At 59.4% G+C, this 26,425-nt stretch carries 25 protein-coding genes and 1 tRNA gene; 3 read left to right on the forward strand and 23 right to left on the reverse strand.

The annotated features are described in order from the left end of the window. Position 1 precedes the first annotated feature (1 nt). From ACRWA7_RS27365 to ACRWA7_RS27445, 17 genes are all read right to left on the reverse strand, one after another. The gene (locus ACRWA7_RS27365; protein WP_438393471.1) at positions 2-706 is read right to left on the reverse strand and encodes an NADH-quinone oxidoreductase subunit J; all 705 of its coding nucleotides are present in this window, start codon (positions 704-706) and stop codon (positions 2-4) included. Between the two features lie 161 nt (positions 707-867). Then, entirely contained in the window at positions 868-1,356 is a 489-nt protein-coding gene (gene nuoI, locus ACRWA7_RS27370) for an NADH-quinone oxidoreductase subunit NuoI (RefSeq protein ID WP_050381450.1), read from the reverse strand. 18 nt (positions 1,357-1,374) lie between these two features. Next, positions 1,375-2,439, reverse strand: coding sequence for an NADH-quinone oxidoreductase subunit NuoH (nuoH, locus tag ACRWA7_RS27375; RefSeq protein WP_060858515.1), 1,065 nt, complete (start codon positions 2,437-2,439; stop codon positions 1,375-1,377). Beyond that, entirely contained in the window at positions 2,440-4,776 is a 2,337-nt protein-coding gene (gene nuoG, locus ACRWA7_RS27380) for an NADH-quinone oxidoreductase subunit NuoG (protein ID WP_438393473.1), read from the reverse strand. Between the two features lie 31 nt (positions 4,777-4,807). Next, positions 4,808-6,133 (reverse strand): NADH-quinone oxidoreductase subunit NuoF, encoded by a 1,326-nt coding sequence (gene nuoF / locus ACRWA7_RS27385; RefSeq protein ID WP_438393475.1) that lies wholly within the window; start codon positions 6,131-6,133, stop codon positions 4,808-4,810. Then, positions 6,130-6,615, reverse strand: coding sequence for an NADH-quinone oxidoreductase subunit NuoE (gene nuoE / locus ACRWA7_RS27390; protein ID WP_060858512.1), 486 nt, complete (start codon positions 6,613-6,615; stop codon positions 6,130-6,132). The genes nuoF and nuoE overlap by 4 nt, the downstream gene beginning before the upstream one ends. Positions 6,616-6,770: 155 nt before the next feature. Further along, entirely contained in the window at positions 6,771-8,024 is a 1,254-nt protein-coding gene (locus ACRWA7_RS27395) for an NADH-quinone oxidoreductase subunit D (RefSeq protein WP_060858511.1), read from the reverse strand. 9 nt (positions 8,025-8,033) lie between these two features. Then, positions 8,034-8,636, reverse strand: coding sequence for an NADH-quinone oxidoreductase subunit C (locus ACRWA7_RS27400; protein WP_060858510.1), 603 nt, complete (start codon positions 8,634-8,636; stop codon positions 8,034-8,036). Between the two features lie 115 nt (positions 8,637-8,751). Beyond that, entirely contained in the window at positions 8,752-9,231 is a 480-nt protein-coding gene (locus tag ACRWA7_RS27405) for a NuoB/complex I 20 kDa subunit family protein (RefSeq protein WP_027819582.1), read from the reverse strand. Between the two features lie 79 nt (positions 9,232-9,310). After that, positions 9,311-9,670, reverse strand: coding sequence for an NADH-quinone oxidoreductase subunit A (locus ACRWA7_RS27410; protein WP_060858547.1), 360 nt, complete (start codon positions 9,668-9,670; stop codon positions 9,311-9,313). A 160-nt stretch (positions 9,671-9,830) separates the two neighbouring features. Next, positions 9,831-9,915, reverse strand: a tRNA-Leu gene (locus ACRWA7_RS27415). A 114-nt stretch (positions 9,916-10,029) separates the two neighbouring features. Then, positions 10,030-10,407: a preprotein translocase subunit SecG gene (secG, locus tag ACRWA7_RS27420; protein WP_060858509.1), complete on the reverse strand. Its 378-nt coding sequence runs from the start codon at positions 10,405-10,407 to the stop codon at positions 10,030-10,032. A gap of 87 nt (positions 10,408-10,494) precedes the next feature. After that, positions 10,495-11,277: a triose-phosphate isomerase gene (gene tpiA / locus ACRWA7_RS27425; protein ID WP_438393477.1), complete on the reverse strand. Its 783-nt coding sequence runs from the start codon at positions 11,275-11,277 to the stop codon at positions 10,495-10,497. Between the two features lie 173 nt (positions 11,278-11,450). Continuing rightward, on the reverse strand, positions 11,451-12,467 hold the full coding sequence (locus tag ACRWA7_RS27430; RefSeq protein WP_438393479.1) for an NAD(P)H-quinone oxidoreductase: 1,017 nt from the start codon (positions 12,465-12,467) through the stop codon (positions 11,451-11,453). Between the two features lie 163 nt (positions 12,468-12,630). Further along, the gene (pnp, locus tag ACRWA7_RS27435; protein ID WP_438393480.1) at positions 12,631-14,781 is read right to left on the reverse strand and encodes a polyribonucleotide nucleotidyltransferase; all 2,151 of its coding nucleotides are present in this window, start codon (positions 14,779-14,781) and stop codon (positions 12,631-12,633) included. A 380-nt stretch (positions 14,782-15,161) separates the two neighbouring features. After that, positions 15,162-15,437: a 30S ribosomal protein S15 gene (gene rpsO / locus ACRWA7_RS27440; RefSeq protein ID WP_060858505.1), complete on the reverse strand. Its 276-nt coding sequence runs from the start codon at positions 15,435-15,437 to the stop codon at positions 15,162-15,164. A 247-nt stretch (positions 15,438-15,684) separates the two neighbouring features. After that, entirely contained in the window at positions 15,685-17,001 is a 1,317-nt protein-coding gene (locus ACRWA7_RS27445; RefSeq protein WP_438393483.1) for a branched-chain amino acid ABC transporter substrate-binding protein, read from the reverse strand. A gap of 252 nt (positions 17,002-17,253) precedes the next feature. On the opposite strand from ACRWA7_RS27445, the gene ACRWA7_RS27450 reads away from it, so the two are divergent. Beyond that, positions 17,254-17,760: a hypothetical protein gene (locus ACRWA7_RS27450; RefSeq protein ID WP_060858504.1), complete on the forward strand. Its 507-nt coding sequence runs from the start codon at positions 17,254-17,256 to the stop codon at positions 17,758-17,760. Positions 17,761-17,947: 187 nt separating this feature from the next. Here the strand turns inward: ACRWA7_RS27450 and ACRWA7_RS27455 are convergent, their stop codons facing one another. The 6 genes from ACRWA7_RS27455 to ACRWA7_RS27480 form a co-directional block, all read right to left on the reverse strand. Continuing rightward, complete coding sequence (locus tag ACRWA7_RS27455; RefSeq protein WP_060858503.1) at positions 17,948-19,492, reverse strand: 2-isopropylmalate synthase; 1,545 nt, start codon at positions 19,490-19,492, stop codon at positions 17,948-17,950. A 333-nt stretch (positions 19,493-19,825) separates the two neighbouring features. Beyond that, a complete protein-coding gene (gene pssA, locus ACRWA7_RS27460) occupies positions 19,826-20,692 on the reverse strand; it encodes a CDP-diacylglycerol--serine O-phosphatidyltransferase (protein ID WP_060858502.1) in 867 nt (288 codons plus the stop codon). 78 nt (positions 20,693-20,770) lie between these two features. After that, entirely contained in the window at positions 20,771-21,415 is a 645-nt protein-coding gene (locus ACRWA7_RS27465; RefSeq protein WP_060858501.1) for a phosphatidylserine decarboxylase, read from the reverse strand. Positions 21,416-21,547: 132 nt separating this feature from the next. Beyond that, positions 21,548-22,564 (reverse strand): ketol-acid reductoisomerase, encoded by a 1,017-nt coding sequence (gene ilvC, locus ACRWA7_RS27470; RefSeq protein WP_438393486.1) that lies wholly within the window; start codon positions 22,562-22,564, stop codon positions 21,548-21,550. Between the two features lie 86 nt (positions 22,565-22,650). Then, the gene (gene ilvN / locus ACRWA7_RS27475; protein WP_047844600.1) at positions 22,651-23,142 is read right to left on the reverse strand and encodes an acetolactate synthase small subunit; all 492 of its coding nucleotides are present in this window, start codon (positions 23,140-23,142) and stop codon (positions 22,651-22,653) included. A 114-nt stretch (positions 23,143-23,256) separates the two neighbouring features. Then, on the reverse strand, positions 23,257-25,020 hold the full coding sequence (locus ACRWA7_RS27480; RefSeq protein ID WP_060858499.1) for an acetolactate synthase 3 catalytic subunit: 1,764 nt from the start codon (positions 25,018-25,020) through the stop codon (positions 23,257-23,259). Between the two features lie 386 nt (positions 25,021-25,406). Between ACRWA7_RS27480 and ACRWA7_RS27485 the strand changes: the two genes are divergently transcribed. Together ACRWA7_RS27485 and ACRWA7_RS27490 are read left to right on the forward strand one after the other, a co-directional pair. Then, the gene (locus tag ACRWA7_RS27485; RefSeq protein ID WP_056354030.1) at positions 25,407-25,970 is read left to right on the forward strand and encodes an RNA polymerase sigma factor; all 564 of its coding nucleotides are present in this window, start codon (positions 25,407-25,409) and stop codon (positions 25,968-25,970) included. After that, positions 25,967-26,407, forward strand: a complete 441-nt coding sequence (locus ACRWA7_RS27490) for a DUF3619 family protein (protein ID WP_060858498.1) — start codon at positions 25,967-25,969, stop codon at positions 26,405-26,407. The genes ACRWA7_RS27485 and ACRWA7_RS27490 overlap by 4 nt, the downstream gene beginning before the upstream one ends. Positions 26,408-26,425: the final 18 nt, after the last annotated feature.

Below are 26,425 nucleotides of genomic sequence, written 5' to 3' on the forward strand. Positions count from 1 at the left end.
CTCAGCCTTTGTTGTCGACCGTGCCGGCGCCGGCATTGCCGGTAACGGGCGGCGGGTTGGTCGTGGCATCCGGCGCTTCCTGTTCGGACTTCATCTTCACAATCCGCACGCGATCCTTGGCTCGCACCTTGACCTGGTCGCTCACGCTCTGGCGCTTGTTGTCCTTCTTCTCGCGAATGGTCAGCGAGATTGCTGCGATGATCGCGACCAGCAGGATCAGGCCTGCGATTTCAAACGCGAAGATGTAGTCGGTGTAGATCACCTTGCCGATCAGGTGCGAGTTCGACATCACTTCGTTCGGACCCACGCCTGCGCCCACGCCGTTGACCAGCATGGCGTCGTGTACCGGCGTCACCGTCGCGCCGTAGCCGTGCCACAGGATCAGGGCCGTTTCGATAATGATGATCGCGCCCACAATGCTTGCGATGGGCACGAATCGCTTGAAGTCCCGGTGCAGCACGTCGAGGTTGATGTCGAGCATCATCACCACGAAGAGGAACAGCACCATGACCGCGCCGACATAGACGAGAACCAGCAGAATGGCGAGGAATTCGGCTTCGAGCAGCATCCAGATCGCGGCCGCGTTGAAGAACGCGAGCACGAGGAACAGCGCGGATGACACAGGATTGCGCGAAGTGATCACCTTCAGCGCCGAAACAACCAGCAGTAGCGCGAAGATGTAAAACAGTACGGTCGTGAATTCCATGATTACCGGTTCATCGTTAGGCTTTGTGTTTTGACACAAGCGCGCCGTGTCGCATCGTTTGAAGGACGCAACTTACAACCATGGCGCGCGGGCCGGAACAGCAGGTCAATTCAAATGCAGGAACAGCAAAAGGCGCGATGACTCATGCGCCCCGCTTCGCTTTACCGATAAGGCGCGTCAGCCGCCTTCGCAGCGGCAATCTCCGTTTCATAACGGTCGCCCACTGCGAGCAGCATGTCTTTCGTGAAATACAGGTCGCCGCGTTTCTCGCCGTGATACTCGAGAATGTGCGTTTCGACAATCGAATCGACCGGGCAGCTTTCTTCGCAGAACCCGCAGAAAATGCACTTGGTCAGGTCGATGTCATAACGCGTGGTACGGCGCGTGTTGTCGGCGCGCGTTTCCGATTCGATGGTGATCGCGAGCGCCGGGCACACGGCTTCGCACAACTTGCATGCGATGCAGCGCTCTTCGCCGTTTTCGTATCGGCGCAATGCGTGCAGGCCACGAAAACGCGGGGAGATCGGCGTCTTCTCCTCCGGAAACTGAACCGTCACCTTGCGCTGGAACAGGTAACCACCCGTCAGCGCGAGGCCTTTCAGCAACTCGGTCAGAAAAAACGTCTTGAAGAAATTCTGTAATGCGTTCATGGTTTTTTCATCCGCCCATTATTTCCAGATGTTCAGCGGCGACATGATCCAGAAACCGACCACGACCACCCACACCACCGACACCGGCAGAAAGATTTTCCAGCCAAGACGCATGATCTGGTCGTAGCGATAACGCGGGAACGTTGCACGGGCCCAGATGAATACGGACAGCAGGAAAAAGATCTTCAGCACGAACCAGAAAATGCCCGGGATGAAGGACAGGAAACCGAACGGCGCGCTCCAGCCACCAAGGAACAAGGTCGATGCAATCGCCGAGATCACGATCATGTTGATGTACTCGGCGAGGAAGAACAGCGCGAACGCCATGCCCGAATAATCGATCATGTGGCCCGCGACAATCTCCGACTCGCCTTCCACCACGTCGAACGGGTGACGGTTCGTCTCGGCAATGCCCGAGATGAAGTACACGACGAACATGGGCAGAAGCGGCAGCCAGTTCCACGACAGGAAGTTGATGCCCCAGTTCGCGAAGATGCCATGTTCCTGCGAGACCACGATAGCCGACATGTTCAGGCTGCCCGTGACCATCAGCACGACGACGAGCGCGAAGCCCATCGAAATTTCGTACGACACCATTTGCGCCGCGGCGCGCATGGCGCCAAGGAACGCGTATTTCGAGTTCGACGCCCAGCCGGCCAGGATCACGCCATACACGCCAATGGACGAAATCGCCATCACGTAGAGCAGCCCGGCGTTGACGTCGCCCAGCACCGCTTTCGCCTGGAACGGAATCACCGCCCACACCGCGAACGCGGGCACCACGGTCATGATCGGCGCGATCAGGTAGATCCAGCGGCTGGCTTGCGTTGGCTGAATCACTTCCTTCAGCAGCAGCTTCAGCACGTCGGCGATCGGCTGCAACAGCCCGAGCGGACCCACGCGATTCGGGCCGAGACGCACGTGCATCCAGCCGATCAGCTTGCGTTCCCACAGAATCAGGTACGCGACGCACAGCAGGATCACCACCGACACCACGAGAATGCGGATGACCGCCCACACGGTGGGCCAGGCGACACCGAGAATCTGCGTCCCGCCTGCGTTGATCGTATCGAACAAGCCCATTTACGCCTTCTCCACTACCAGTTCACCGAACAGAGCCCCGAGCGCCGCGCCGGCCGGCGTTCCCGTCGACACGCGCACCACGCTTTCCGCCAGATTCGCGTCGCGAACCGCCGGCAGGGTTACCGAGAGACCGCCTTGGGCAACGCGTACGGCGTCGCCGTTAGTAAGCCCGAGTTCTTCGAACAGCGACGTCGGCAGCGCAACCACGTTTGCGTCGCGCGCGGCAGCCGTCAGGTGCAACGATTCGGCGCGGCGCGACAATGCGTCGGCGTGATAGATCGGCGTGTCGGCAAGGCGCTCGAAGCGGCCTGGATTCGATGCAGCCTTCGTCACCGGCTTGATGGCCGCACCGCTCTTGTTCGACAGACGCGCGCTCAGGTCGCCCTTGCCCAATGCGGCGTCGCGGACTTCTTCGGCGGTATCGAATTCGAAACCCTTCAGGCCCAGGATGCTGCCAAGCACGCGCAGCACCTTCCAGCCCGGACGCGTTTCGCCCAGCGGACGGACCACGCCGTTGAACGTCTGCGCCGTACCTTCGGCGTTGACGAACGTACCCGAGGTTTCCGTGAACGGTGCGATCGGCAGCAGCACGTCGGCGTAGTCCATGCCGTGCTTGAACGCCGACAACGCAACGACCATTTCAGCCTGTTTCAAGGCGGCGAGCGCTTGAGCAGGGTTGGCGGTATCGAATTCCGGTTCCACGTTGAACAGCACATAGCCCTTGCGCGGCTGCTCGAACGCTTCGCGTGCATTGAGGCCACCTTCCCCCGGCAGTGCATCGACAAGATGCGCGCCAACGGTGTTTGCCGCTTCCGTCAGATAACCCAGCGTTGCGCCCGTTTCGTTCGCGATCCATTGGCACACAGCCAGGATCTGCGCGAACTGCGGATGCTGAACCGCGCTGTTGCCAAGCAGCAGCACGCGCTTGTCACCAGCCGACAGCGACGCAGCAATGTCCTTCGCCGCCGCCGATGCTTCACGCCCAGCGAACGCTTCCGGCGCAGCAACGCCGCGTGCCTCGGACACCGCAACAGCGATACCGCCAAGGTGCTCGAGCCATTTCGAAGGCGCCGCAACCACGCGATGCGCGGCGGGAATCAGCGAGTCGTCATTGGTTGCGTGCAGGAACGTGAGCATCGCGCCGCCCTTCGCTGCTTGCCGCAAGCGGGCCGCGAACAACGGATGATCGCGACGCAGGAACGAGCCGACGATAAACGCCGTATCGATATTCGACAGATCCGCGATCTTCACGCCAAGCCACGGCGCGCCATCCGAAACCGGCGCGGAGAAGTCGCTCTGACGCAGGCGGAAATCGACGTTGGGCGTACCTGCGCCTTTAGCCAACTGCTTGAGCAAATACAGTTCTTCGACCGTGCTGTGCGGCGTGGCCAGGGCAGCGATCTGATTCGCGCCATGGTCGGCCGTAATGCCCTTGATGCCCTTCGCCACGTATTCCAGCGCCGTCTGCCAGTCGGTCTCGATCCACTTGCCGCCTTGCTTAAGCATGGGCTGCGTGAGACGGTCGTCGCTGTTGAGCGATTCGTACGAGAAGCGATCCTTGTCCGAGATCCAGCATTCGTTGATGGATTCGTTTTCCATCGGCAGAACGCGCATCACGCGGTTGTTCTTCACCTGAACAACCAGATTCGCACCAACAGAATCGTGCGGGCTGATCGACTTGCGGCGCGACAGTTCCCACGTACGGGCGCTGTAGCGGAACGGCTTGCTCGTCAACGCGCCGACCGGACACAGGTCGATCATGTTGCCGGACAATTCCGAGTCCACGGTCTTGCCAACAAACGATGTGATTTCCGAGTGCTCGCCACGACCCAGCATGCCGAGTTCCATCACGCCGGCCACTTCCTGACCAAAGCGGACGCAACGCGTGCAATGAATGCAGCGCGTCATCTCTTCCATGGAGATCAGCGGCCCGACGTTCTTATGGAACACCACGCGCTTTTCTTCGTTGTAGCGCGACTGCGACTTGCCGTAACCCACGGCCAGATCCTGCAACTGGCATTCGCCGCCCTGATCGCAAATCGGGCAATCGAGCGGGTGATTGATCAGCAGGAATTCCATGACGGACTGCTGCGCCTTCACGGCCTTGTCCGATTTCGTGCGCACGATCATGCCCGCCGACACCGGCGTGGCGCAGGCGGGAACCGCCTTGGGCATCTTTTCCACTTCGACCAGGCACATCCGGCAGTTCGCCGCGATCGACAGCTTCTTGTGATAGCAAAAGTGAGGAATGTATGTATCGACCTTATGCGCAGCCTGGATCACCATGCTGCCTTCAGGCACTTCTACGCTTTTGCCGTCGATTTCTAATTCAACCATGATGGGGAATGGTCCTTGGCCTAATCACTGATCACGCGGTAAGCGCTTCGGACGTGTGCGCATGATGCGCATGTCCGTCGACGAGACAATGTTTGTGCTCGACGTGATATTCGAATTCGTCCCAGAAGTGCTTCAGCATGCCGCGCACCGGCATGGCCGCTGCGTCGCCGAGCGCACAAATGGTGCGGCCCATGATGTTTTCGGCGACCGAGTTCAGCAGATCCAGGTCTTCCTTGCGCCCCAGTCCGTGTTCGATCCGATGCACCACGCGATACAGCCAGCCCGTGCCTTCGCGGCAAGGCGTGCACTGACCGCACGATTCCTCGTAATAGAAGTACGACAGGCGCAAGAGCGAGCGCACCATGCAGCGCGTTTCGTTCATGACAATGACCGCGCCCGAGCCCAGCATGGATCCGGCCTTCGCGATCGAGTCGTAGTCCATGTCGGTAGCCAGCATGAGCTCGCCCGGGACAACCGGCGCCGATGATCCACCCGGAATCACCGCCTTTACCGACTTGCCACGCACGCCGCCGGCCAGTTCGAGCAAGGTCTGAAACGAAGTACCGAGCGGCACTTCAAAGTTGCCCGGACGATTGACGTCGCCCGCAACCGAGAAAATCTTCGTGCCGCCGTTGTTCGGCTTGCCGATCTCCAGATACTTCTGCGGGCCGATAGCCAACAGGAACGGCACGGCTGCGAACGTTTCGGTGTTGTTGATCGTGGTCGGCTTGCCGTACACGCCGAAGCTCGCCGGGAAAGGCGGCTTGAAGCGCGGCTGACCCTTCTTGCCTTCCAGCGACTCGAGCAGCGCCGTCTCTTCGCCGCAGATATACGCGCCATAACCATGGTGCGCATACAGTTCGAACGAAAAGCCCGAGCCAAGAATATTCGCGCCCAGATACCCAGCCGCACGCGCTTCTTCAAGCGCCTGTTCGAAGATCTTGTAGACCTCGAAAATCTCGCCGTGAATATAGTTGTAGCCGACCGTGATGCCCATGGCGTACGCGCCAATGGCCATGCCTTCGATCAACGCATGCGGATTCCAGCGCAGAATGTCGCGATCCTTAAACGTGCCCGGTTCGCCTTCGTCCGAATTGCAGACAAGGTACTTCTGCCCCGGAAACTGACGCGGCATGAAGCTCCACTTAAGACCGGTCGGGAAACCCGCACCGCCGCGTCCACGCAGACCCGACGCCTTGACGTCGGCAATCACCTGCTCCTGCGGAATTTTTTCTTCGAGAATACGGCGCAACTGGGCGTAACCGCCGCGCGCCACATAGTCTTCGAGGTGCCAGTTTTCGCCGTTGAGACCGGCGAGAATCAGGGGCTGGATGTGGCGGTCGTGAAGAGACGTCATTTCGATAGTTCCTCGAGGAGCGTGTCGATCCGCTCGCGACTCATGAAACTGCACATACGATGATTGTTCACGAGCAACACGGGTGCATCGCCGCACGCGCCAAAGCATTCACCTTCTTTCAAGGTGAACTTGCCGTCAGCGGTGGTTTCGCCAAAGTCGATGCCAAGCTTTTGCTTCAGGTATTCCGCAGCGCTCTCGGAACCGCCGTCTGGACCAAGCTGGCACGGCAGGTTCGTACAGAGCGTGATCTTGTGTTTGCCGACCGGCGCGGTCTCGTACATGGTGTAGAACGTCGCGACTTCCTGCACGGCCACAGACGGCATGCTCAAGTAGTCGGCCACGAACTGCATGATTTCCGGCGACAGCCAGCCATGCTCTTCCTGAGCGACAGTCAGCGCCGCCATCACCGCGGACTGCTTCTGCTCCACGGGATATTTCGCGATCGCGCGATCAATTTCTTTCAGGCCTTCAGCTGAGATCATTTCAGACACGACTCTTTCAGTTCCTACCGAACGAAAACCCGCCGCGCCCTTCTTTTGCGGCAGACCTGGCGTCCTGCTGTTGTTGGTTTGCAGACCTGTTCAACGCTTTTGCGCGAGCAGGCCGGCATAGTACGGCGGATGTCCGCGATGCCATGTCAGCGGTCGATCTCGCCGAACACGATGTCCTGCGTCCCGATGATCGTCACCGCGTCCGCAATCATGTGGCCGCGCGCCATTTCGTCGAGCGAAGCAAGATGCGCATAGCCCGGCGCACGAATCTTCAATCGATACGGCTTGTTCGCGCCATCCGAAACCAGATAGATGCCGAACTCGCCCTTCGGATGCTCGACCGCCGCATACGTCTCGCCTTCCGGCACGTGAAAACCTTCTGTGAAGAGCTTGAAGTGGTGAATCAGCTCTTCCATGTTGGTCTTCATGCCTACGCGCGAAGGCGGCGCAATCTTGTGATTGTCGATCATCACGGGGCCCGGATTCTTGCGAAGCCACTCAATACATTGTTTCGCAATCCGCGTGGACTGACGCATCTCTTCCACGCGCACGAGGTAACGGTCGTAACAGTCGCCGTTCACGCCCACCGGAATATCGAAATCCAGTTGGTCGTAGACTTCATATGGCTGCTTCTTGCGCAAATCCCATTCAATGCCCGAGCCACGCAGCATCGCGCCGGTCATGCCGAGCTGCAATGCGCGCTCAGGACTGACCACGCCAATACCGACAAGCCGCTGCTTCCAGATACGGTTGTCGGTCAGCAGCGTTTCATACTCGTCCACGCATTTAGGGAAGCGCGTAAAGAAGTCGTCGATAAAATCAAGCAGCGAACCCTGACGCGTCTCGTTCATGCGCGACAACGCCTTCGCATTGCGGATTTTCGACGCCTTGTATTGCGGCATTGCGTCAGGCAGGTCGCGATACACACCGCCCGGACGGTAATACGCCGCGTGCATCCGTGCGCCGGATACCGCTTCGTACACGTCCATCAGGTCTTCACGTTCACGGAACGCATACAGAAACACCGCCATTGCGCCGACGTCGAGCGCATGCGAGCCAATCCACATCAGGTGGTTCAGCACGCGCGTGATTTCGTCGAAAAGAACGCGGATATATTTCGCGCGCACCGGCACATCGATGCCGAGCAGCTTCTCGATTGCCAGCACATAGCCGTGCTCGTTGACCATCATCGACACATAGTCGAGACGGTCCATGTACGGCACGGACTGAATAAAGGTCTTCGATTCCGCGAGCTTTTCGGTAGCGCGATGCAGGAGGCCGATATGCGGGTCGGCGCGTTGAATCACTTCACCGTCGAGCTCCAGCACGAGGCGCAGCACACCGTGCGCAGCCGGGTGTTGCGGGCCGAAATTGAGCGTGTAGTTCTTGATCTCTGCCATGGCGTTCTCTTAGTGTTTCAGACCGCCATAGCGGTCCTCGCGGATCACTCGCGGCGTGATTTCGCGCGGCTCGATCGTCACGGGCTGGTACACGACGCGCTTTTCTTCCGGGTCGTAACGCATTTCGACATATCCCGACACCGGGAAGTCCTTGCGGAACGGATGGCCGATGAAACCATAGTCGGTGAGAATGCGCCGCAGGTCCGGATGCCCTTCGAACACAATGCCGAACAGGTCGAATGCCTCGCGCTCGTACCAGTTCGCCGACGACCACACGTCCACCACCGAGGCGACGATAGGCACTTCGTCGTCCGGCGCGAAGACGCGCACGCGCAGACGCCAGTTGTTGGCGATCGAAAGAAGATGGAGGACGGCCGCGAAACGCGGACCTTCGTAGGCGCCGTCGCCGTACGTGGAGTAGTCGACGCCACACAGATCGACGAGCTGCTCGAAACCGAGCGAGCGATCGTCGCGCAATTTGAGCGCTACATCGGCGTAGTCTGCCGCCTTGACGACGACAGTCAGTTGCCCGAGCGACTCGGTAATGCTATGCAGGCGGTCGCCGAACGCCGCCTCGAGGTTCGCTTTCAGGGTCTCGAGTTTGCTTGCCATATTTGGGGAGGCTCAGGCCTTGGTGACGCTTAATGGAGCTTAATGGGACTTCTGTGACGCGGACCGGCATGCTGATGGCGTCACGACCTTGTACGGCCACGCTGGTCGACCCCGCTTACTGGCGGGCGATCGTGCTGGTGCGGCGAATCTTCGCCTGCAACTGGATCACGCCGTAGACAAGCGCTTCAGCCGTCGGCGGGCACCCTGGCACGTAGACATCGACCGGAACAATCCGGTCACAGCCACGCACCACGGAATACGAATAGTGATAATAACCACCGCCGTTGGCGCATGAACCCATGGAGATGACCCAGCGCGGCTCGGCCATCTGGTCATACACCTTGCGCAGCGCGGGCGCCATCTTGTTGCACAGCGTGCCGGCGACGATCATCACGTCCGACTGCCGCGGACTCGGACGAAACACCACGCCAAAACGATCCAGGTCATAGCGGGCAGCGCCCGCATGCATCATCTCGACCGCGCAACACGCAAGACCGAACGTCATGGGCCACAACGAACCCGTGCGCGTCCAGTTGATCAGCTTGTCAGCCGTGGTGGTGACAAACCCTTCCTTCAAGACCCCTTCGATACTCATTTGCTTTCACTCCAGATGAGCAGCCAGCCATAGCCGCCCAGCAATCCGGTGATCGGGTGACCCTCAAACCCGACGCCCTTCACTCCCAGTTAAGCCCACCCTTTCTCCAGATGTAGGCGAAACCCAGCAGGAATTCGAGCAGAAAAACCATCATTGACAGGAAACCCGGCCAGCCGATGTCGCGCAGGGCCACGCCCCACGGAAACAGGAAGGCGGTTTCAAGGTCGAAAATAATGAACAGAATAGCGACGAGATAATAGCGCACATCGAACTTCATCCGCGCGTCTTCGAAAGCCTCGAAGCCGCACTCGTAAGGCGCGTTTTTTTCAGTGTCAGGCTTGTTGGGACCGAGGATCTTGCCGATGCTGACGAGAGCGATACCCAAACCGGTGCCCACGACGAGGAACAGCAAGACGGGATAATAGGCTGAGAGATTCACGACTATCCTCAAATCGGTTTGATCTGGTGTACCGGTCAGGACGACTGCCTGACCGATTTTCAACTCAAGGCGCATCATACGTAAGAACCCTTACATATTCACTCGCCAGAAGTGACAATGCCAGCCGAAGCAATGCATGCGGCTGGCATTGGATAACTTTTGGTGCCGACGGCGAGACTCGAACTCGCACAGCTTTCGCCACTACCCCCTCAAGATAGCGTGTCTACCAATTTCACCACGTCGGCACTGTCTTGCAATCCGGTAAAACAACTTCTAATTGCCGGTAATCGCTTCGAGAACAAAATTATAACTGGGTTAAGCAGTTTGTTCAACGCACAAAAGGCGCGGTACGCGAAAATTTATTTCGGGACATCCGAGCCTGGAGCCGACGATGCAATCGGTGCCGAACCACCAGCCGCAGCCGATGCGCCGACGTTCGGATTTGCAGCCGGCGCGGTCACGGCAGCCCCGCCCAGCACGCCTGCGGACGCTGCAGGCTTATAGCTTCCGAGGTAAGTCAGCGTCAGCGTGGAGATGAAAAACACCGCCGCGAGGACAGCCGTCGTACGCGACAGGAAGTTCGCCGAACCGGTCGCGCCGAAGAGACTTCCGGATGCGCCACTGCCAAAAGCAGCGCCCATATCGGCACCCTTGCCGTGTTGCAGCAATACGAGGCCAATAACGCCAAACGCCGACAACAACTGGACGACAATAATCAATGTCTTTAAATACAGCATTTCGTTCACCCGACTTTTTAATGTTCACGCGACACTGTTGCGTCGCGCTTTTAAATACTTACATCTTCGAAAGCTCGAACTCGGCGATTAAGCCGAAACGTTTTGTGCAGCCTGGCAAATCGCAAGAAAATCGTTCGACTTCAGCGCTGCGCCACCAATCAATCCACCATCGATGTCCTGTTCGGCGAATAATTCTTCCGCGTTCTCCGGCTTGACGCTGCCGCCATAAAGTACGGGCACTGTTGCGACCGCTGCGCCCTTGGCCGCGAGTTGCGCGCGCAAGAATGCGTGAACTTTCTGGGCCTGCTCCGTCGTCGCGCTTTTGCCCGTACCAATCGCCCAGACCGGTTCGTACGCGACAACGATCTTCGACGCCTGTTCTTCGCTCAACACCAGCAGAACAGCCCCAAGCTGCGTTCCGACAACCTGCTCGGTCGAACCATTCTCGCGCTGTTCCAGCGTCTCGCCCACGCACACGATTGGCGTTAGACCTGCTTCGAGCGCGCGCTGCGCCTTCACCGCCACCAGGTCCGAGTGCTCATGGTGATAGGCGCGCCGTTCTGAATGGCCGACGATCGCGTAGGTTGCATCGAAATCCGCCGCCATGCCAGCTGCGACTTCGCCAGTGTAAGCACCCTGCTTGTGAGCCGATACATCCTGCACGCCCCACGCAACCACCGATCCGGCGAGCAACGCCTGCGCTTGTGCAAGATACGGCATCGGCACGCACACACCCGTGCGCACGCCCTTCTGCAAACCCGCGGCGCCGGCGGCAACTGCTTGCAGCAACGCGGCGTTTTCGATGAGCCGGCCGTGCATTTTCCAGTTTCCGACCACCAGCTTTGCGCGTTTGGCTTGTTCTTTCGGCATTTGTCTCGTCGTAGCAGCGAGGCTGCCGATCAGTAGGTGGAAAAATAACCGGAGCCGGAACTTTTGGGCACGCCGCCCCAGTACAACATGCGATTTTACTGTGCGTGGCGGAAAACGGTCAAACGCCGAAATCCTGGTGGCGGCTTTATCTCAGATCTAAATTCAGTTCACAGTCAGGCGACCTTGCTCCAGTCGAGCACGATCTTGCCAATGTGCGTACTGCCTTCCATCAGTTCATGCGCCGCAGCGGCCTGATCGGCGGGGAAAACCTCGTGAATCACCGGTTTGATGCGCCCGGCCTCGACTTCCGGCCACACATGTTCCTTCAACTGCGCCGCGACCTTGCCCTTGAACGCAACTGCACGCGGTCGCAGGGTCGACCCGGTAATCACCAGACGACGGCGCAACACCTCATTCAGGTTGATCTCGGCTTTCGATCCACCCAGCGTCGCGATGACGACCACGCGGCCACCGTCGGCCAGCGCTTTCAATTCGCGGGGAAGATAATCGCCCGCAACCATGTCGAGGATCACGTCCACGCCGCGGTCATTCGTCAGCGACTTGACGACATCGACGAAATCTTCCGTCTTGTAGTTGATCGCCCGCTCCGCGCCGAGCTTCTCGCAAGCCTGGCACTTTTCGTCGGATCCGGCCGTCACGAACACGCGATGTCCAAGCGCCTTGGCAATCTGGATGGCCGTCACGCCAATGCCGCTCGACCCGCCCTGAATCAGCAACGTTTCCTCGGCGCCATTTTCGCCTTTGCCCAGGTGCGCCCGCTCGAACACGTTGCTCCACACGGTAAAAAACGTTTCCGGCAGCGACGCCGCTTCAATATCCGTCAATCCCTTCGGCACCGGCAGGCATTGCTCGAGCGGCGCGCAGGCGTACTCGGCATATCCGCCGCCCGCAAGCAGCGCGCATACACGATCGCCCGCTTTCAGGCCGAACGGATTGTGCTTCGGATCGAAGTCACCGCGCACGATTTCACCCGCCACTTCCAGCCCCGGCAGATCCGATGCACCCGGCGGCGGCGCATAACCGCCCTTGCGCTGAAACACATCCGGACGATTCACACCCGACGCCGCGACCTTGATCAGCACTTCGCCAGCCTTGGGTTCCGGCATGGGGCGCTCGCCAAGCTTGAGAACTTCGGGCGCGCCAAATTCGGTGATTTCGATCGCTTTCATCTGCGTATTCCTTCGAGTCGGACTTCGTGAAACAGCGATGTAACCTCATGGCATTGCGGACTCGGGGAACCGAACCCGCAATAACATCGAATCACAATCGAACCGTGACATTCAAAACGGCCGGCACGCGAGCTTCTCGCGCCGGCCATTCCAACTTACCGCATTACTGCGGCTGCGTGGGCTGGATCGGTTGAATCGGCTCGCCGCCTTCAGCCAGTAACGCCTTTGCCGACAAACGCACGCGACCCTTTTCGTCTGTCTGGATGACCTTGACCTTCACGATCTGGCCTTCCTTCAAGTAATCGTTGATGTCCTTGATGCGCTCGTTGACGATTTCCGAGATGTGCAGCAGACCATCCTTGCCCGGCAGGATGTTGATGATCGCGCCGAAGTCCAGCAATTTGAGTACCGGACCTTCGTAGACCTGGCCCACTTCCACTTCGGCCGTGATGTTCTCGATGCGCTTCTTCGCTTCCGCCATGCCTTCGCTGCTCGTGCTCGCGATGGTCACCACGCCGTCATCGGAAATATCGATGGTCGTGTTGGTTTCCTCGGTCAACGCCCGGATCACCGAACCGCCCTTGCCGATCACGTCGCGGATCTTCTCCGGATTGATCTTCATGGTGATCATGCGCGGCGCGTAATCCGACAGGTTCGTGTTCGTACCCGGAACCGCCGTCGTCATCTTGCCGAGGATATGCATGCGGCCTTCCTTCGCCTGCGCGAGCGCGACCTGCATGATTTCCTTCGTGATGCCCTGGATCTTGATGTCCATCTGCAGCGCCGTCACGCCTTGCGCCGTGCCCGCCACCTTGAAGTCCATGTCGCCCAGGTGATCTTCGTCGCCCAGGATGTCCGTCAGCACCGCGAACTTGTTGCCTTCGAGGATCAGGCCCATCGCGATACCCGCAACGTGCGCCTTCATGGGGACACCGGCGTCCATCAGCGCGAGACAGCCGCCGCACACCGACGCCATGGACGAGGAACCGTTCGATTCCGTGATTTCCGATACCACGCGGATCGAATAACCGAATTCGTCGGCGCTCGGCAGGCAAGCGGCGAGCGCGCGCTTGGCGAGACGGCCGTGACCGATTTCACGGCGCTTCGGCGAACCGACGCGGCCCGTTTCGCCGGTCGCGAACGGAGGCATGTTGTAGTGAAGCATGAAGCGTTCGCGATACTCGCCTTCGAGCGCGTCGATGTTCTGCTCGTCGCCCTTCGTGCCAAGCGTGGCCACGACCAGTGCCTGCGTTTCGCCACGCGTGAACAAGGCTGAACCGTGCGTACGCGGCAGCACGCCGGTACGGATTTCGATCGGGCGGACAGTGCGGGTGTCGCGGCCGTCAATACGCGGCTCGCCGTTCAGGATCTGCGTACGGACGATCTTCGCTTCGATGTCGAACATCACGTTGCCGATGGTCGCCTTGTCAGCCGGCGTTTCGCCGCGGGCAACGGCTTCTTCGGTCAGCTTCGCGGTCGTCGATGCGTACACTTCCTTCAGCTTCGCGCTGCGCGCCGACTTGTCGCGAATCTGATAAACGGACAGCAGTTCGGCTTGCGCCAGTTCGGACACGCGCGCAATCAGCGGCTCGTTTTTCGCAGCCGGCGCCCAGTCCCATTCCGGCTTGCCGCCTTCGGCCACCAGTTCATGGATTGCATCGATAGCGATCTGCATCTGGTCGTGACCGAACACCACGGCGGCGAGCATCACTTCTTCGGTCAGTTGCTGCGCTTCCGATTCCACCATCAGCACCGCGCGTTCCGTACCGGCCACGATCAGGTCGAGCGCCGATTCCTTCATCTGCGGACGCGTCGGGTTCAGCACGAATTCATTGTTGATGTACGCAACGCGGGCAGCGCCCACCGGGCCGTTGAACGGCAGGCCGGAGATGGCCAGAGCCGCCGACGCGCCGATCAGCGCAGGAATGTCCGCGGGCACATCCGGGTTCAGCGACAGCACGTGAATCACGACCTGGACTTCGTTATAGAAGCCTTCCGGGAACAGCGGACGCAACGGACGGTCGATCAAGCGCGAGATCAGCGTCTCGCCTTCGGACGGACGGCCTTCGCGACGGAAGAAACCACCTGGGATCTTGCCGGCTGCGTAGGTCTTTTCCAGATAGTCGACGGTCAGCGGGAAAAAGTCCTGGCCCGGCTTTGCCGTCTTCGCGCCGACAACCGTCGCGAGCACTACGGTATCTTCCACGTCAACGATCACGGCGCCGCTTGCCTGGCGCGCGATTTCACCTGTTTCCAGGCGAACGTTGTGTTGTCCCCACTTGAATTCCTTGACGATTTTCTTAAACATTCTCACTCCTTCTTCGTTATGCCCCGCGGCATTCCCACGTGTTGTCGTGCGCTCCGGACCCTCCGGAACCCCCGCACACGCCGATAAACCCCGCGAAGCCAAGCGATGGCCGACAGCCGCGCAAGAGAGGGGTGTATGTCATTCCAACGCAACACGACACGCAATGCGCATGACGCGCTGGAATGACACAAAGCTCTGCGGCGAAGCCCGGCCCTGTAGTCGAATCGGTTTCCGATCCGGATTTGGCTTTAATGCAAGCCTTCGATAATTCCCACTGTTTTTGCTGCTTGCGATCTGACTACGCGCTGATTGCGAGCGCGCCGTTCAAAAACAAAATGCCTGTATCAGCAAACTGACACAGGCATTTCGTTGTGAACGCTAGCCGCTTACTTGCGCAGGCCCAGCTTTTCGATCAGCGAGCGATAACGGTCAGCGTCTTTGCCCTTGAGGTAATCGAGCAGCTTGCGACGGCGGCTCACCATGCGCAGCAAACCGCGGCGGCTGTGGTGATCCTTCGTGTGAGCCTTGAAGTGAACGGTCAGTTCATTGATACGGGTCGTGAGCAGTGCAACCTGCACTTCAGGCGATCCCGTGTCATTTGCGCCGCGCGCATATTCTGCGACGACGTCGGACTTCTTTGCATGAGCAACTACGGTAGACATTTGATTTTCCTTTGATACGGACAGGCGGTCACGGAAGAAGGGCCGTGCCGTGGGTTTTCTACATCTTTCCCTGGGCCAGTAATACGGCTTTGGATTCCTTGCCGGACGTGTTTCTGCGGGATTTAAAGCCCGGCCCCACATACGGCAAGTCGCGAATTATAGCACAGCGATTTTGCCCGTCGATACGGTCGCGGCGGTCGAACTTGATCGTGCAATAGGCGTGGGCCCAAGCTTTCCCGCGCTTCTTTCAAGGTGCGGGACGTTTCATCTGGCAGGTTGTCGGCATTGACGTGCTGGCCGCCGGGATTTTCAGCAGCGTGCGAAAGCCAAAACCCGAGCCTTCGTTGTCGAAACGCACGCCCGGCGTGCCAACCCGGTCCATCTCCATCACGTAAAGGGGCTGGATCAGTTGATGATCGGCGGCGCGCATTTCCGTTGTCTGGAAGCCGGTATCAAGCTTCATTCCCTCCAGCGCCCGGGCGACAGCGGTTGGATCGGCGCTGCGAGCCTGCTGCATTGCGTTCGCCAGCATCTTGATCATCAGCGGCATGCGCAGGAACAGGTAATCGTCGGCGGGTGCCGGGAAACGGGTCCGGAACGCTGCGTAGTAGGTATCGGACGCCGCTCCGCCTGCGTTCGGATGCCAGTCCGCCACCGCTACCACGTGTTTCACGCCAGCCTCGCCCAGCGCGGCGGGCGCGCCCAGGCTGTTGCCGTAAAAAGTGTAGAAATGCGTGTCGAGACCCTGCTCGCGCGCCGCCTTGACAAGCAGCGTCAAGTCGTTGCCCCAGTTGCCGGTGATGACGGCATCGGCGCCGCTCGAACGAATCTTCGCGATGTACGGCGCGAAATCCTTCACGCGGCCGGCCGGGATGAATTCATCCGCGACGATTGCGATGTCCGGGCGCCTCTCCTTCAACGCACGCTGTGCTTCGCGGCTGACATCGTGGCCGAAGCTGTAGTCCTGGTTGAACAAATAGACCTTCTTGACCGATTGCTCACGCTGGATAACGTCGGCCAGGGCGTTCATGCGCATGCCCGCGTGGGCATCGAAGCGAAAGTGCCAGAAGCTGCAGTTCTCGTTGGTGAGCGCCGGGTCGTCGGCGGAGTAATTCAGGAATACAACGCGATGTTCAGGGTCGCGGGCGTTCTGCTTGCTGATGGCATCGACAAGCGCGGCGGCCACCGCCGAACTGTTGCCCTGCGTGACGAAGCCGATTCCCTGGTCGATCGCCGCGCGCAACTGGACGAGACTTGCTTCGCTGCTGCCCCGGCCGTCGAGGACGACCAGTTGCAGCGGATGCCGGCCGTCCGGCAATGCCACGCCGCCATTGGCGTTCACGCGTTCAACGCCGAAACGCAGATTGCGCTCGACCGACGCGCCCGCATTTGCAAACGGCCCCGACATGCCTTCGATCATCGCGATGCGAATCGGCGCGAGATTGGCTACGGGCGCGGGCGCCGCCGAGGCTAACGAAGCGAAAACAAAACCGCCAAGGCTCAAGGCCGCCGCAAGACGGACGCTCCACGAAATCAACCGGTCGTGCAATTTCATACCGCTCATCCAGGATAAAAACTCGACCGGGGATCATAGGCCGCAGCACATGCCGCGTGCAATATCCACAGCCGCTTCGCCCGAACCCGCGGCTAATGGAGGCAATCGACGTAATGGGACGTAATGGAATATCGGTGCATGCCTGCGCGTTTCCTGAACAAGCGAGCGCATCACCCGCAACGCGCTGCGCCCCATGTCAAAATAAGCACCACAGCAAAAAACCCACGATGACCTGTGGACACGCACACGAAGGAGGCTTCAATGTTGATCAATTCGATACGAAAACCAGCCGTCATGGTACTGGCCCTGTTGCTGACTGCGTGTGCGCAGCCGTGGCAGAACTATCAGGCGGGCGCGGATGCGTCCACGGTGACGGCGCGGCTCGGGCCGCCGAAAGAAGTGTACGACCTGCCGAATGGCGGCAAACGCCTGATGTGGCCCACGCAGCCGCTGGGCGAAGTCACGACGGCGGCGGATATCGATGCATCGGGGAAAATCGTGAGCGTGCGTCAGGTTCTCGATGAAAACGAGTTCTACAAGGCGCAGATCGGCACGTGGACCCGCAAGGACGTGCTCCTCAATTTCGGACGGCCCGTGGAGACGTCCTACTTTCCGCTGATGAAGCGCGAAGTCTGGACTTACCGGTATATGGAAGCAGGTTACTGGTACATGATGTTCAGCTTCTATTTCGATGACCAGGGCATCGTGCGCCTGACGCAAAAAACGCCGGATCCGCTGCACGATCCCGATCGCAGGAATTTCTTCTGATGCACCGGGAAGACATTCATTGAAATCATGCCGCCGTCAAACGCGGCATTTTTTTCGTCGCGGCCCCGAAACCAAACGGACATTTTCGTTGATCGCAAACCAATGAAAAACGGCCCCCGCTTTTGGCGAGAGCCGTTTCAATCAGCAAGGCGACCGGATCAAACGCCTTGCTTTACATCCATCGAAATCAGGAAAGCTGCGGATTGAGCTTCTCGACTTTCGAATGAAGCTTGTTGAGCGCGGCGAGATACGCTTTCGCCGATGCCGCCACGATGTCCGGATCCGTGCCCACGCCATTCACAATCCGGCCGCTCTTTGACAAGCGCACGGTCACTTCGCCCTGAGCCTGCGTACCGGTTGTGATTGCGTTGACCGAGTACAGCACGAGCTCGGCGCCGCTCGTCACCTTCGATTCAATCGCGTGGAGCGTCGCGTCCACCGGACCATTGCCGCGCGCTTCGCCACGCACTTCGGTTCCATCGACGGCGAACACCACGCGTGCGTGCGGCTGCTCACCCGTCTCGGAGTGCTGCGCAAGCGACACGAAGCGGAACGTTTCCTTTGCCTGGGCCTCAGCGGATTCTTCGGAGACGATCGCCATGATGTCTTCATCGAAGATTTCCGATTTGCGGTCGGCGAGCTCCTTGAAACGCACGAACGCGGCGTTCACGTCCGTTTCCGATTCCAGCGTCACGCCGAGGTCTTCCAGACGCTGCTTGAACGCGTTCCGGCCCGACAACTTGCCGAGCACGATCTTGTTGGTCGACCAGCCCACGTCTTCCGCGCGCATGATTTCGTAGGTATCGCGCGCCTTGAGCACGCCGTCCTGGTGAATGCCCGATGCATGTGCAAACGCGTTCGCGCCGACCACGGCCTTGTTCGGCTGCACGACAAAACCCGTGATCTGCGACACCAGCTTGGAAGTCGGCACAATATGCGTGGTGTCGATACCGAGTTCCAGCCCGTAATAATCCTTGCGCGTTTTCATCGCCATCACGACTTCTTCGAGCGCCGTGTTCCCAGCGCGCTCGCCGAGACCATTGATAGTGCACTCGATCTGGCGCGCCCCACCGATATGCACGCCGGCCAGCGAATTGGCGACCGCCATGCCGAGGTCGTCGTGGCAATGCACGGACCAGATCGCCTTGTCCGAATTCGGCACGCGTTCGCGGATGGTCTTGATGAGGTTGCCGTAGCCCTCCGGCACGGCATAGCCGACGGTATCCGGAATATTGATGATGGTCGCGCCTTCGTCGATCACCGCCTCGAGCACGCGGCAGAGGAAGTCGAGATCCGAGCGGCTGCCGTCTTCCGGCGAGAATTCCACGTCATCGGTGAACTTGCGCGCGAAACGCGTGGCAAGACGCGCCTGCTCGTAGACCTGATCGGCGCTCATGCGCAGCTTCTTTTCCATATGCAGCGCGGAGGTCGCGATGAACGTATGAATCCGGAAGTGATCGGCGGGCTTGAGCGCGTCGGCGGCGCGCTGGATGTCCTTGTCGTTGGCGCGGGCGAGCGAGCAGATCGTGCTGTCCTTGATCAGGCCCGCAATCGTATGGATCGCGTCGAAATCACCGTTCGAACTGGCGGCAAAACCGGCTTCGATGACATCGACCTTCATCCTTTCGAGTGCTTTTGCGATCCGGATCTTCTCGTCTTTTGTCATCGACGCGCCCGGGGATTGCTCGCCATCGCGAAGCGTCGTGTCGAAAATGATGAGTTTGTCTGCCATGTTCGGGCTCCAGTAGGGACTTTTAGATTTAAGAAAACGGTGGAGAAAAGCGATACGGAATTCGGGTGTTCGCGCCACCGCTGGCGTCGAAAACCACGAACGAGCAGACGGGAGGCGGGAAGCTTAGCGCGGCAGGCGCGCTAGTAGCGGTAGCGCGCGTAGCGGCGCACCGGCTAGGGACAACGAGAGGAGATGGGAGAAAAAATTCATTCGCAGACTATAACGGCATTTTTGAGAGCGTGCAATTGGGCTTTCCGATCGGAGCGATTGGGGTTTTGTGACTGCGCAGCCACAAAAAAAGCGCATCGGCCGTAAAAACCGATGCGCGCCATATTAATGCGCTTTTTCCGATGAGCGTGCCGGATTCGGCCGTCCTCTCAAACTCATATATCCCCACCAGGCATAGCCCGAGAAGCCATAAAGCACAAAAAGTCCAAACAACATCAGCGGCGGATCGGACGACACGAGCACAAACGCCACCACCACCAGCAACACCCCGGCGAACGGTACGCGAAAACGGACGTCGAGCGCCTTGCCGCTGTAGAACGGCGCGTTCGACACCATGGTCACACCTGCATAGATGGTCAGTGCAAACGCCACCCACGGCAGCCATACCAGCTTGAGCGGCACGCGGTTATCGGTTGCGAGCCACACGAAACCCGCGATCAGCGCCGCCGCAGCCGGACTCGGCAGGCCCTGGAAATAGCGTTTATCGACTACGCCCACGTTCGTGTTGAAGCGCGCAAGCCGCAACGCCGCGCCCGAGCAATAGACGAAAGCCGCGAGCCAGCCCCAGCGGCCAAGATCCTTCAGGATCCATTCGTACATGACCAGCGCGGGCGCGACGCCGAACGACACCATGTCCGAGAGACTGTCGAACTGCTCGCCAAACGCGCTTTGCGTATGCGTCATGCGCGCGACACGGCCGTCCATGCCGTCGAGCACCATGGCCACGAAGATCGCGATAGCCGCAATCTCGAAGCGCACGTTCATGGCCTGCACGACCGCAAAAAACCCGCAGAACAACGCCGCCGTGGTGAATGCGTTGGGCAGCAAATAGATGCCGCGCTTCCTCAAAAACTGTTGCCGCTTCGCACGCCTCGTTTCGAGCACGCCAATATCTTGCGTCGATTTGTTGCGGCGAAACGCCCGCGGTGGTGTTGCGGTGCTTCGCGTCCGGCGCGGTTTGAGTGCCGCCATCGAGTCCTCCGTTGTGCAGCCTGGTTTTACCGCTTGTTTAAACTGTTTGTTTCAGCTCGATTAGCTGGACGAGCTCGATTACTCGGCGAACTCGGCAAGAATCGTGGACGACGCCGATACTTTCTCGCCAATCGCCACACGCGGACGGCTTCCCACCGGCAAATACACGTCAACGCGCGATCCAAAGCGGATAAAACCATAACGCTGGCCACGATTGAGCGGCTCGCCCACGTGGACATAGCACAAAATGCGCCGCGCAATCAGCCCCGCGATCTGCACCGACGTGACCGTGTGCCCCGCCGCGGTCTGGATCACGATGGCATTGCGCTCGTTCTCGGTCGATGCCTTGTCGACGGCGGCGTTCAGGTACGAACCCGGGAAATACTCGACCTTGCTGATCGCGCCATCGACTGGCGAGCGCTGCGAGTGCACATTGAACACGTTCATGAACACGCTGATCTTCAGGGCTTCGCGATTCGCGTAAGGGTCGTGAGCCGTTTCCACAGCGACGATCCGGCCATCGGCGGGACACAGCACGGCGTTGGCCTGAACGGGAATCGGGCGGGCGGGATCGCGGAAAAACTGCACGACGAAGATCGCGAGCAGCCAGAACGGCCAGGCAAAACCAAAGCCGCCGATGGCCTGGATCAACACGGCAATGACAACCGCAATGGCAATAAACGGCCAGCCTTCGCGCGCGATGATCGGATGTGGATAGTTCATGAACAGGTTCTGTATTTTTAGTAAAACCGTAGGATAGCAAAAGCCGTCCGGAGCCCAACGACCCCGGACGGCTTTCGGTCTTCACTATGACCGGCAAACAACGCCGGTCGTTCAAGCAAAATCAGGCGATATTTAGTTCTTCGACTGATCGACCAGCTTGTTGGCGGCAATCCACGGCATCATTGCGCGCAGCTTGGCGCCAACCGTTTCGATCTGGTGCTCGGCCGTAAGACGGCGGCGCGATTGCAGCGTCGGCGCACCCGCACGGTTTTCAATGATGAAGCTCTTCGCGTACTCGCCGGTCTGGATGTCCATGAGAACCTGCTTCATCGCCTTCTTCGTTTCAGCCGTCACGATCTTCGGACCCGTCACGTACTCGCCATATTCGGCGTTGTTCGAGATCGAGTAGTTCATGTTGGCGATACCGCCTTCATAAATCAGGTCGACGATCAGCTTCAGTTCATGCAGGCATTCGAAGTAAGCCATTTCCGGCGCATAACCGGCTTCCACCAGCGTTTCGAAGCCAGCCTTGATCAGGTCGACCGTACCGCCGCACAAAACAGCTTGCTCGCCGAACAAGTCCGTTTCGGTTTCTTCGCGGAAATTCGTTTCAATAATGCCGGCACGGCCGCCGCCGTTCGCCGCTGCATACGACAAAGCCACGTCGCGCGCCGAGCCCGACTTGTCCTGCGCGACCGCGATCAGGTGCGGAACGCCGCCGCCTTGTGCGTACGTGCCGCGCACGGTGTGACCCGGCGCCTTCGGGGCGATCATGATCACGTCGAGGTCGGCGCGCGGGATGACCTGGCCGTAATGCACGTTGAAACCGTGCGCGAATGCCAATGCAGCGCCTTCCTTGGCGTTGTCGTGCACTTCGTTCTTGTAGACTTCGGCGATCTGCTCGTCCGGCAGCAGCATCATGACCACATCTGCGCCCTTCACGGCTTCGGCCACTTCCTTGACCTTCAGTCCGGCCTTCTCAGCCTTGCTCCACGATGCGCCGTTCTTGCGCAGGCCGACCGTCACGTTCACGCCGCTGTCCTTCAGGTTCAGTGCGTGCGCATGGCCTTGCGAGCCATAGCCGATGATCGTGACCTGCTTGCCCTTGATGAGGGAGAGATCGGCGTCTTTGTCGTAGAAAACTTTCATGTCGGTTCCTTTGCCTTAAGTTGAATTCGTTGATTCGATGATGCGTTGAAGTGGATGCCAATAATACGGGTTCTTTACAGCGGTTCTCAAACCTTCAGGATGCGCTCGCCCCGGCCAATGCCGGAACTTCCCGTGCGCACGGTTTCCAGAATCGCCGTCGCATCGAGCCCCTGAATAAAGGCATCGAGCTTGTCGGAAGCGCCCGTCAGTTCCATCGTGTAGCTTTTTTCGGTGACATCGATAATGCGGCCGCGGAAGATATCCGCCATCCGCTTCATCTCTTCCCGTTCCTTGCCGACCGCCCTTACCTTGATCAGCATCAGCTCGCGCTCGATGTGGGCGCCCTCTGTCAGGTCGACCACTTTCACCACCTCGATCAGGCGGTTCAGGTGCTTCGTGATCTGTTCGATCACGTCGTCCGAGCCAATGGAAACGATGGTGAGCCGCGACAGCGAGCTGTCTTCGGTCGGCGCCACCGTCAAGGTCTCAATGTTGTAGCCGCGCGCCGAAAAGAGCCCGACGACACGCGATAACGCGCCCGGTTCGTTTTCCAGCAGCACGGAAATGATGTGTCTCATGATGTTTGCGTTCCCGATTAATCCAGTTAGATAGCGCGTTTTCGCGAGATCCGTGCGCGGGCCGGCGTCTTTTGTGAAGACGGGCGCGCGCGAATCCGCACGAGAAAACAGCCGTTATAGATCTTCCGATCCGAGCAGCATTTCCGTGATGCCCTTGCCTGCCTGGACCATCGGAAAGACGTTTTCGGTGGGATCTGTCTGGAAGTCGAGAAACACCGTGCGATCCTTCAGGCGCAGCGCTTCCTTCAGCGCCGGTTCGACGTCGCGCGTGTGCTCGATGCGCATGCCCACATGGCCATATGCCTCCGCGAGCTTCACGAAATCAGGCAGCGCGTCCATGTACGAACTCGAGTAGCGCTTCTTGTATTCGATCTGCTGCCACTGGCGAACCATGCCGAGATAGCGGTTGTTCAGCGAGATGATCTTGACCGGCGTGTTGTACTGCTTGCACGTCGACAATTCCTGGATGCACATCTGGATCGAGCCTTCGCCCGTGATGCACAGCACTTCGTCGTCCGGATGCGCCATCTTCACGCCCATGGCCGCCGGCAGGCCAAAGCCCATAGTGCCGAGACCGCCCGAATTGATCCAGCGGCGCGGATGGTTGAACTTGTAGAACTGCGCGGCCCACATCTGGTGCTGGCCCACGTCCGAGCAGACGAATGCTTCGCCGCCGGTGAGCTCCCAGGCCTTTTCGACCACATATTGCGGCTTGATGATTTCGCTTTCGCGATCGAACTTGAGGCAGTCCTTCGAGCGCCACGCCTCAATGTCCTTCCACCAGTCGGCGAGCGCCGCGGTATCCGGGCCGTGTTCGGCCGTCTGCAACTGCTCGATCAGTTCCTTCAACACTTCCTTCACGTCGCCGACAATGGGGATATCGACTTTCACGCGCTTGGAGATGGACGACGGATCAATGTCGATGTGAATGATCTTCTTCGCGTGCGACGCAAAATGTTCCGGATCGCCGATCACGCGGTCGTCGAAACGCGCGCCGATTGCAATCAGCACGTCGCAGTGCTGCATGGCCATGTTGGCTTCGTACGTGCCATGCATGCCGAGCATGCCGAGAAACTGCTTCTTGTCCGCGCGATAGCCGCCCAGGCCCATCAGCGTATTCGTGACCGGATAACCGAGCAGGTCGGCGAACTGGTTCAGCTCGCGCGCAGCGTTCGCCAGGATGATGCCGCCGCCGGTATAGATATACGGGCGCTTTGCCGAGAGCAAAAGCTGCACGGCCTTGCGGATCTGGCCCGAATGGCCCTTGGTGACCGGGTTGTAGGAACGCAGCGAGACGGATTTGATCGGCTCGTACTTGCAAGGCGTCTTCGACACGTCCTTCGGAATGTCGATCAGCACCGGGCCGGGACGGCCTGTACGCGCGATAAAAAACGCTTTCTTGATGGTGGCGGCAAGTTCGCGCACGTCCTTCACGAGGAAGTTGTGCTTCACGCATGGACGCGTGATGCCGACCGTGTCGCACTCCTGGAACGCATCCTGGCCGATCGCGGCAGTTGGAACCTGACCGCTGATGATCACGAGCGGGATGGAATCCATGTAAGCCGTGGCGATACCGGTCACCGCATTGGTGACGCCGGGGCCGGATGTCACAAGGCACACACCGACATTGCCCGTTGAGCGCGCATAGGCGTCGGCGGCATGAACCGCGGCCTGTTCGTGGCGCACGAGGATGTGCTGGATCTGGTCCTGCTTGTACAGCTCGTCGTAGATATAAAGTACCGAGCCGCCGGGATAGCCCCAGATAAACTCGACGTTCTCGTCGGCCAGCGCGCGCATGAGCACGGTGCCGCCAATGGATTGCGCTTCGAGTGGAGGAGTCGTATCCGACGTGGAGAATTCCGCGCTGGGCATATTCATACATTCACCTTTCGAATTTTCGGCAAAAAATTGATTGGGTGCTCTCTGCCGGGCTTGTGGCTCGGGTTCAAGCGGCGCGTCTAAATGGGAAGCGGGCTTCTTGGGCTCGCCTCAAAGAGACAGTTCACTTTATGATGCGAGTCGGAAACGATAGCCCGAGGCAATAAAGTCCGTCAAGCAAAAATTTCCCGGACTTGCCGCTGGAACAGACCGGATTCGCGGTCGAAAGGCTCAGAATTCTCTGAAATTCCGTAGAAAAGTCTGTTATTCATCGTCCGGCGATGGTGCAATTCCTCGCTGTTCACCCAAAAGTTTGCTAGCATCCGCAGGTTTTTAACCTCTCACCAACCCTTATCGACGCACACTCGTTGCGCCGGGCCTCACGGATGGCATCAGACAAGGAACTCGCCGATTTTCTGGCGGGCGTCGAAAGGCGCGCGTTCAAGCAGACGGTGTACACCGTACGTGACGACGACGCGGCGCTCGACATCGTTCAGGATGCGATGATCAAGCTCGCCGAAAAATACGGCGACCGCCCTCCGGCCGAATTGCCGCTTTTGTTTCAGCGTATCCTGCAGAATGCAACGCACGACTATTTCCGGCGCCAGAAGGTCAGGAATACGTGGGTGAGCCTGTTTTCATCGTTCGGCAACGCCGACGACGACGAATTCGACCCCCTCGAAACCTTCGAATCGCAGGATGGCACGGTCGGTGCGGAGAGCAGCGAAAGCCGGCTTGAGCGCGAACAGGTGCTAAATCTGATCGACGCGGAAATCCAGAAACTGCCAGCACGTCAACGGGAAGCGTTTCTCATGCGTTACTGGGAGGATATGGATGTCGCCGAAACCGCCGCTGCAATGGGCTGCTCTGAGGGCAGCGTAAAAACGCATTGCTCGCGGGCCACGCATGCGCTGGCACACGCGCTGAAGGCGAAAGGAATCACGCTATGAGCAACGCTCTTGATCAGAAAGAAGCCGAATTCGCGCTGAAGGTACGCCGCGCGCTTGACGAAAGTATTACAACGCTGCCCGCAGCGTCGCTCGACAAGCTCGCGGCGGCGCGCCGGACGGCGCTCGCGCGCAAGAAACCGGAGAAAGTCGCGGCGCCGGTCTTTGCGCCTGCACTCGCTGGCGCAGGCATGGCGCCCGGCTTTGGCGCCGCAGGCGCTGGTCCTCGCTCCGCCGGCAAACGCGGCCGCTTTTCGCGCCTTACGCTTGCTTGGCCGCTGCTCGCGCTTGTGATCGGGCTGGCCGGCATTGCGTATTGGGAAGATCAGCAGCGCACCGCCGAACTCGCCGATATCGACGCCGCCATGCTGAGCGACAATCTTCCTCTCGACGCGTATCTCGACCACGGTTTCAACGCGTACCTGACGCGCAATCATTAAGTCTGCAGGAGTTATCGG

Origin of the sequence: Caballeronia sp. DA-9, assembly GCF_051615025.1 — a bacterium.
Classification (GTDB): domain Bacteria; phylum Pseudomonadota; class Gammaproteobacteria; order Burkholderiales; family Burkholderiaceae; genus Caballeronia; species Caballeronia sordidicola.

Excerpts from the sequence above, each read along its gene's own strand:
- ACRWA7_RS27400 (WP_060858510.1), bottom strand. The coding sequence starts at position 8,636 with ATGGCAAGCAAACTCGAGACCCTGAAAGCGAACCTCGAGGCGGCGTTC.
- rpsO (WP_060858505.1), bottom strand. The coding sequence starts at position 15,437 with ATGTCTACCGTAGTTGCTCATGCAAAGAAGTCCGACGTCGTCGCAGAA.
- ilvN (WP_047844600.1), bottom strand. The coding sequence starts at position 23,142 with ATGAGACACATCATTTCCGTGCTGCTGGAAAACGAACCGGGCGCGTTA.
- ACRWA7_RS27485 (WP_056354030.1), top strand. The coding sequence starts at position 25,407 with ATGGCATCAGACAAGGAACTCGCCGATTTTCTGGCGGGCGTCGAAAGG.
- ACRWA7_RS27490 (WP_060858498.1), top strand. The coding sequence starts at position 25,967 with ATGAGCAACGCTCTTGATCAGAAAGAAGCCGAATTCGCGCTGAAGGTA.
- ACRWA7_RS27480 (WP_060858499.1), bottom strand. The coding sequence starts at position 25,020 with ATGAATATGCCCAGCGCGGAATTCTCCACGTCGGATACGACTCCTCCA.
- nuoH (WP_060858515.1), bottom strand. The coding sequence starts at position 2,439 with ATGGGCTTGTTCGATACGATCAACGCAGGCGGGACGCAGATTCTCGGT.
- ACRWA7_RS27455 (WP_060858503.1), bottom strand. The coding sequence starts at position 19,492 with ATGGCAGACAAACTCATCATTTTCGACACGACGCTTCGCGATGGCGAG.
- nuoE (WP_060858512.1), bottom strand. The coding sequence starts at position 6,615 with ATGATCTCAGCTGAAGGCCTGAAAGAAATTGATCGCGCGATCGCGAAA.
- ACRWA7_RS27465 (WP_060858501.1), bottom strand. The coding sequence starts at position 21,415 with ATGAACTATCCACATCCGATCATCGCGCGCGAAGGCTGGCCGTTTATT.
- ACRWA7_RS27445 (WP_438393483.1), bottom strand. The coding sequence starts at position 17,001 with ATGAGCGGTATGAAATTGCACGACCGGTTGATTTCGTGGAGCGTCCGT.
- ilvC (WP_438393486.1), bottom strand. The coding sequence starts at position 22,564 with ATGAAAGTTTTCTACGACAAAGACGCCGATCTCTCCCTCATCAAGGGC.
- ACRWA7_RS27395 (WP_060858511.1), bottom strand. The coding sequence starts at position 8,024 with ATGGCAGAGATCAAGAACTACACGCTCAATTTCGGCCCGCAACACCCG.
- ACRWA7_RS27430 (WP_438393479.1), bottom strand. The coding sequence starts at position 12,467 with ATGAAAGCGATCGAAATCACCGAATTTGGCGCGCCCGAAGTTCTCAAG.
- ACRWA7_RS27450 (WP_060858504.1), top strand. The coding sequence starts at position 17,254 with ATGTTGATCAATTCGATACGAAAACCAGCCGTCATGGTACTGGCCCTG.
- nuoI (WP_050381450.1), bottom strand. The coding sequence starts at position 1,356 with ATGAACGCATTACAGAATTTCTTCAAGACGTTTTTTCTGACCGAGTTG.
- nuoG (WP_438393473.1), bottom strand. The coding sequence starts at position 4,776 with ATGGTTGAATTAGAAATCGACGGCAAAAGCGTAGAAGTGCCTGAAGGC.
- secG (WP_060858509.1), bottom strand. The coding sequence starts at position 10,407 with ATGCTGTATTTAAAGACATTGATTATTGTCGTCCAGTTGTTGTCGGCG.
- tpiA (WP_438393477.1), bottom strand. The coding sequence starts at position 11,277 with ATGCCGAAAGAACAAGCCAAACGCGCAAAGCTGGTGGTCGGAAACTGG.
- ACRWA7_RS27405 (WP_027819582.1), bottom strand. The coding sequence starts at position 9,231 with ATGAGTATCGAAGGGGTCTTGAAGGAAGGGTTTGTCACCACCACGGCT.
- pssA (WP_060858502.1), bottom strand. The coding sequence starts at position 20,692 with ATGGCGGCACTCAAACCGCGCCGGACGCGAAGCACCGCAACACCACCG.
- nuoF (WP_438393475.1), bottom strand. The coding sequence starts at position 6,133 with ATGACGTCTCTTCACGACCGCCACATCCAGCCCCTGATTCTCGCCGGT.
- ACRWA7_RS27365 (WP_438393471.1), bottom strand. The coding sequence starts at position 706 with ATGGAATTCACGACCGTACTGTTTTACATCTTCGCGCTACTGCTGGTT.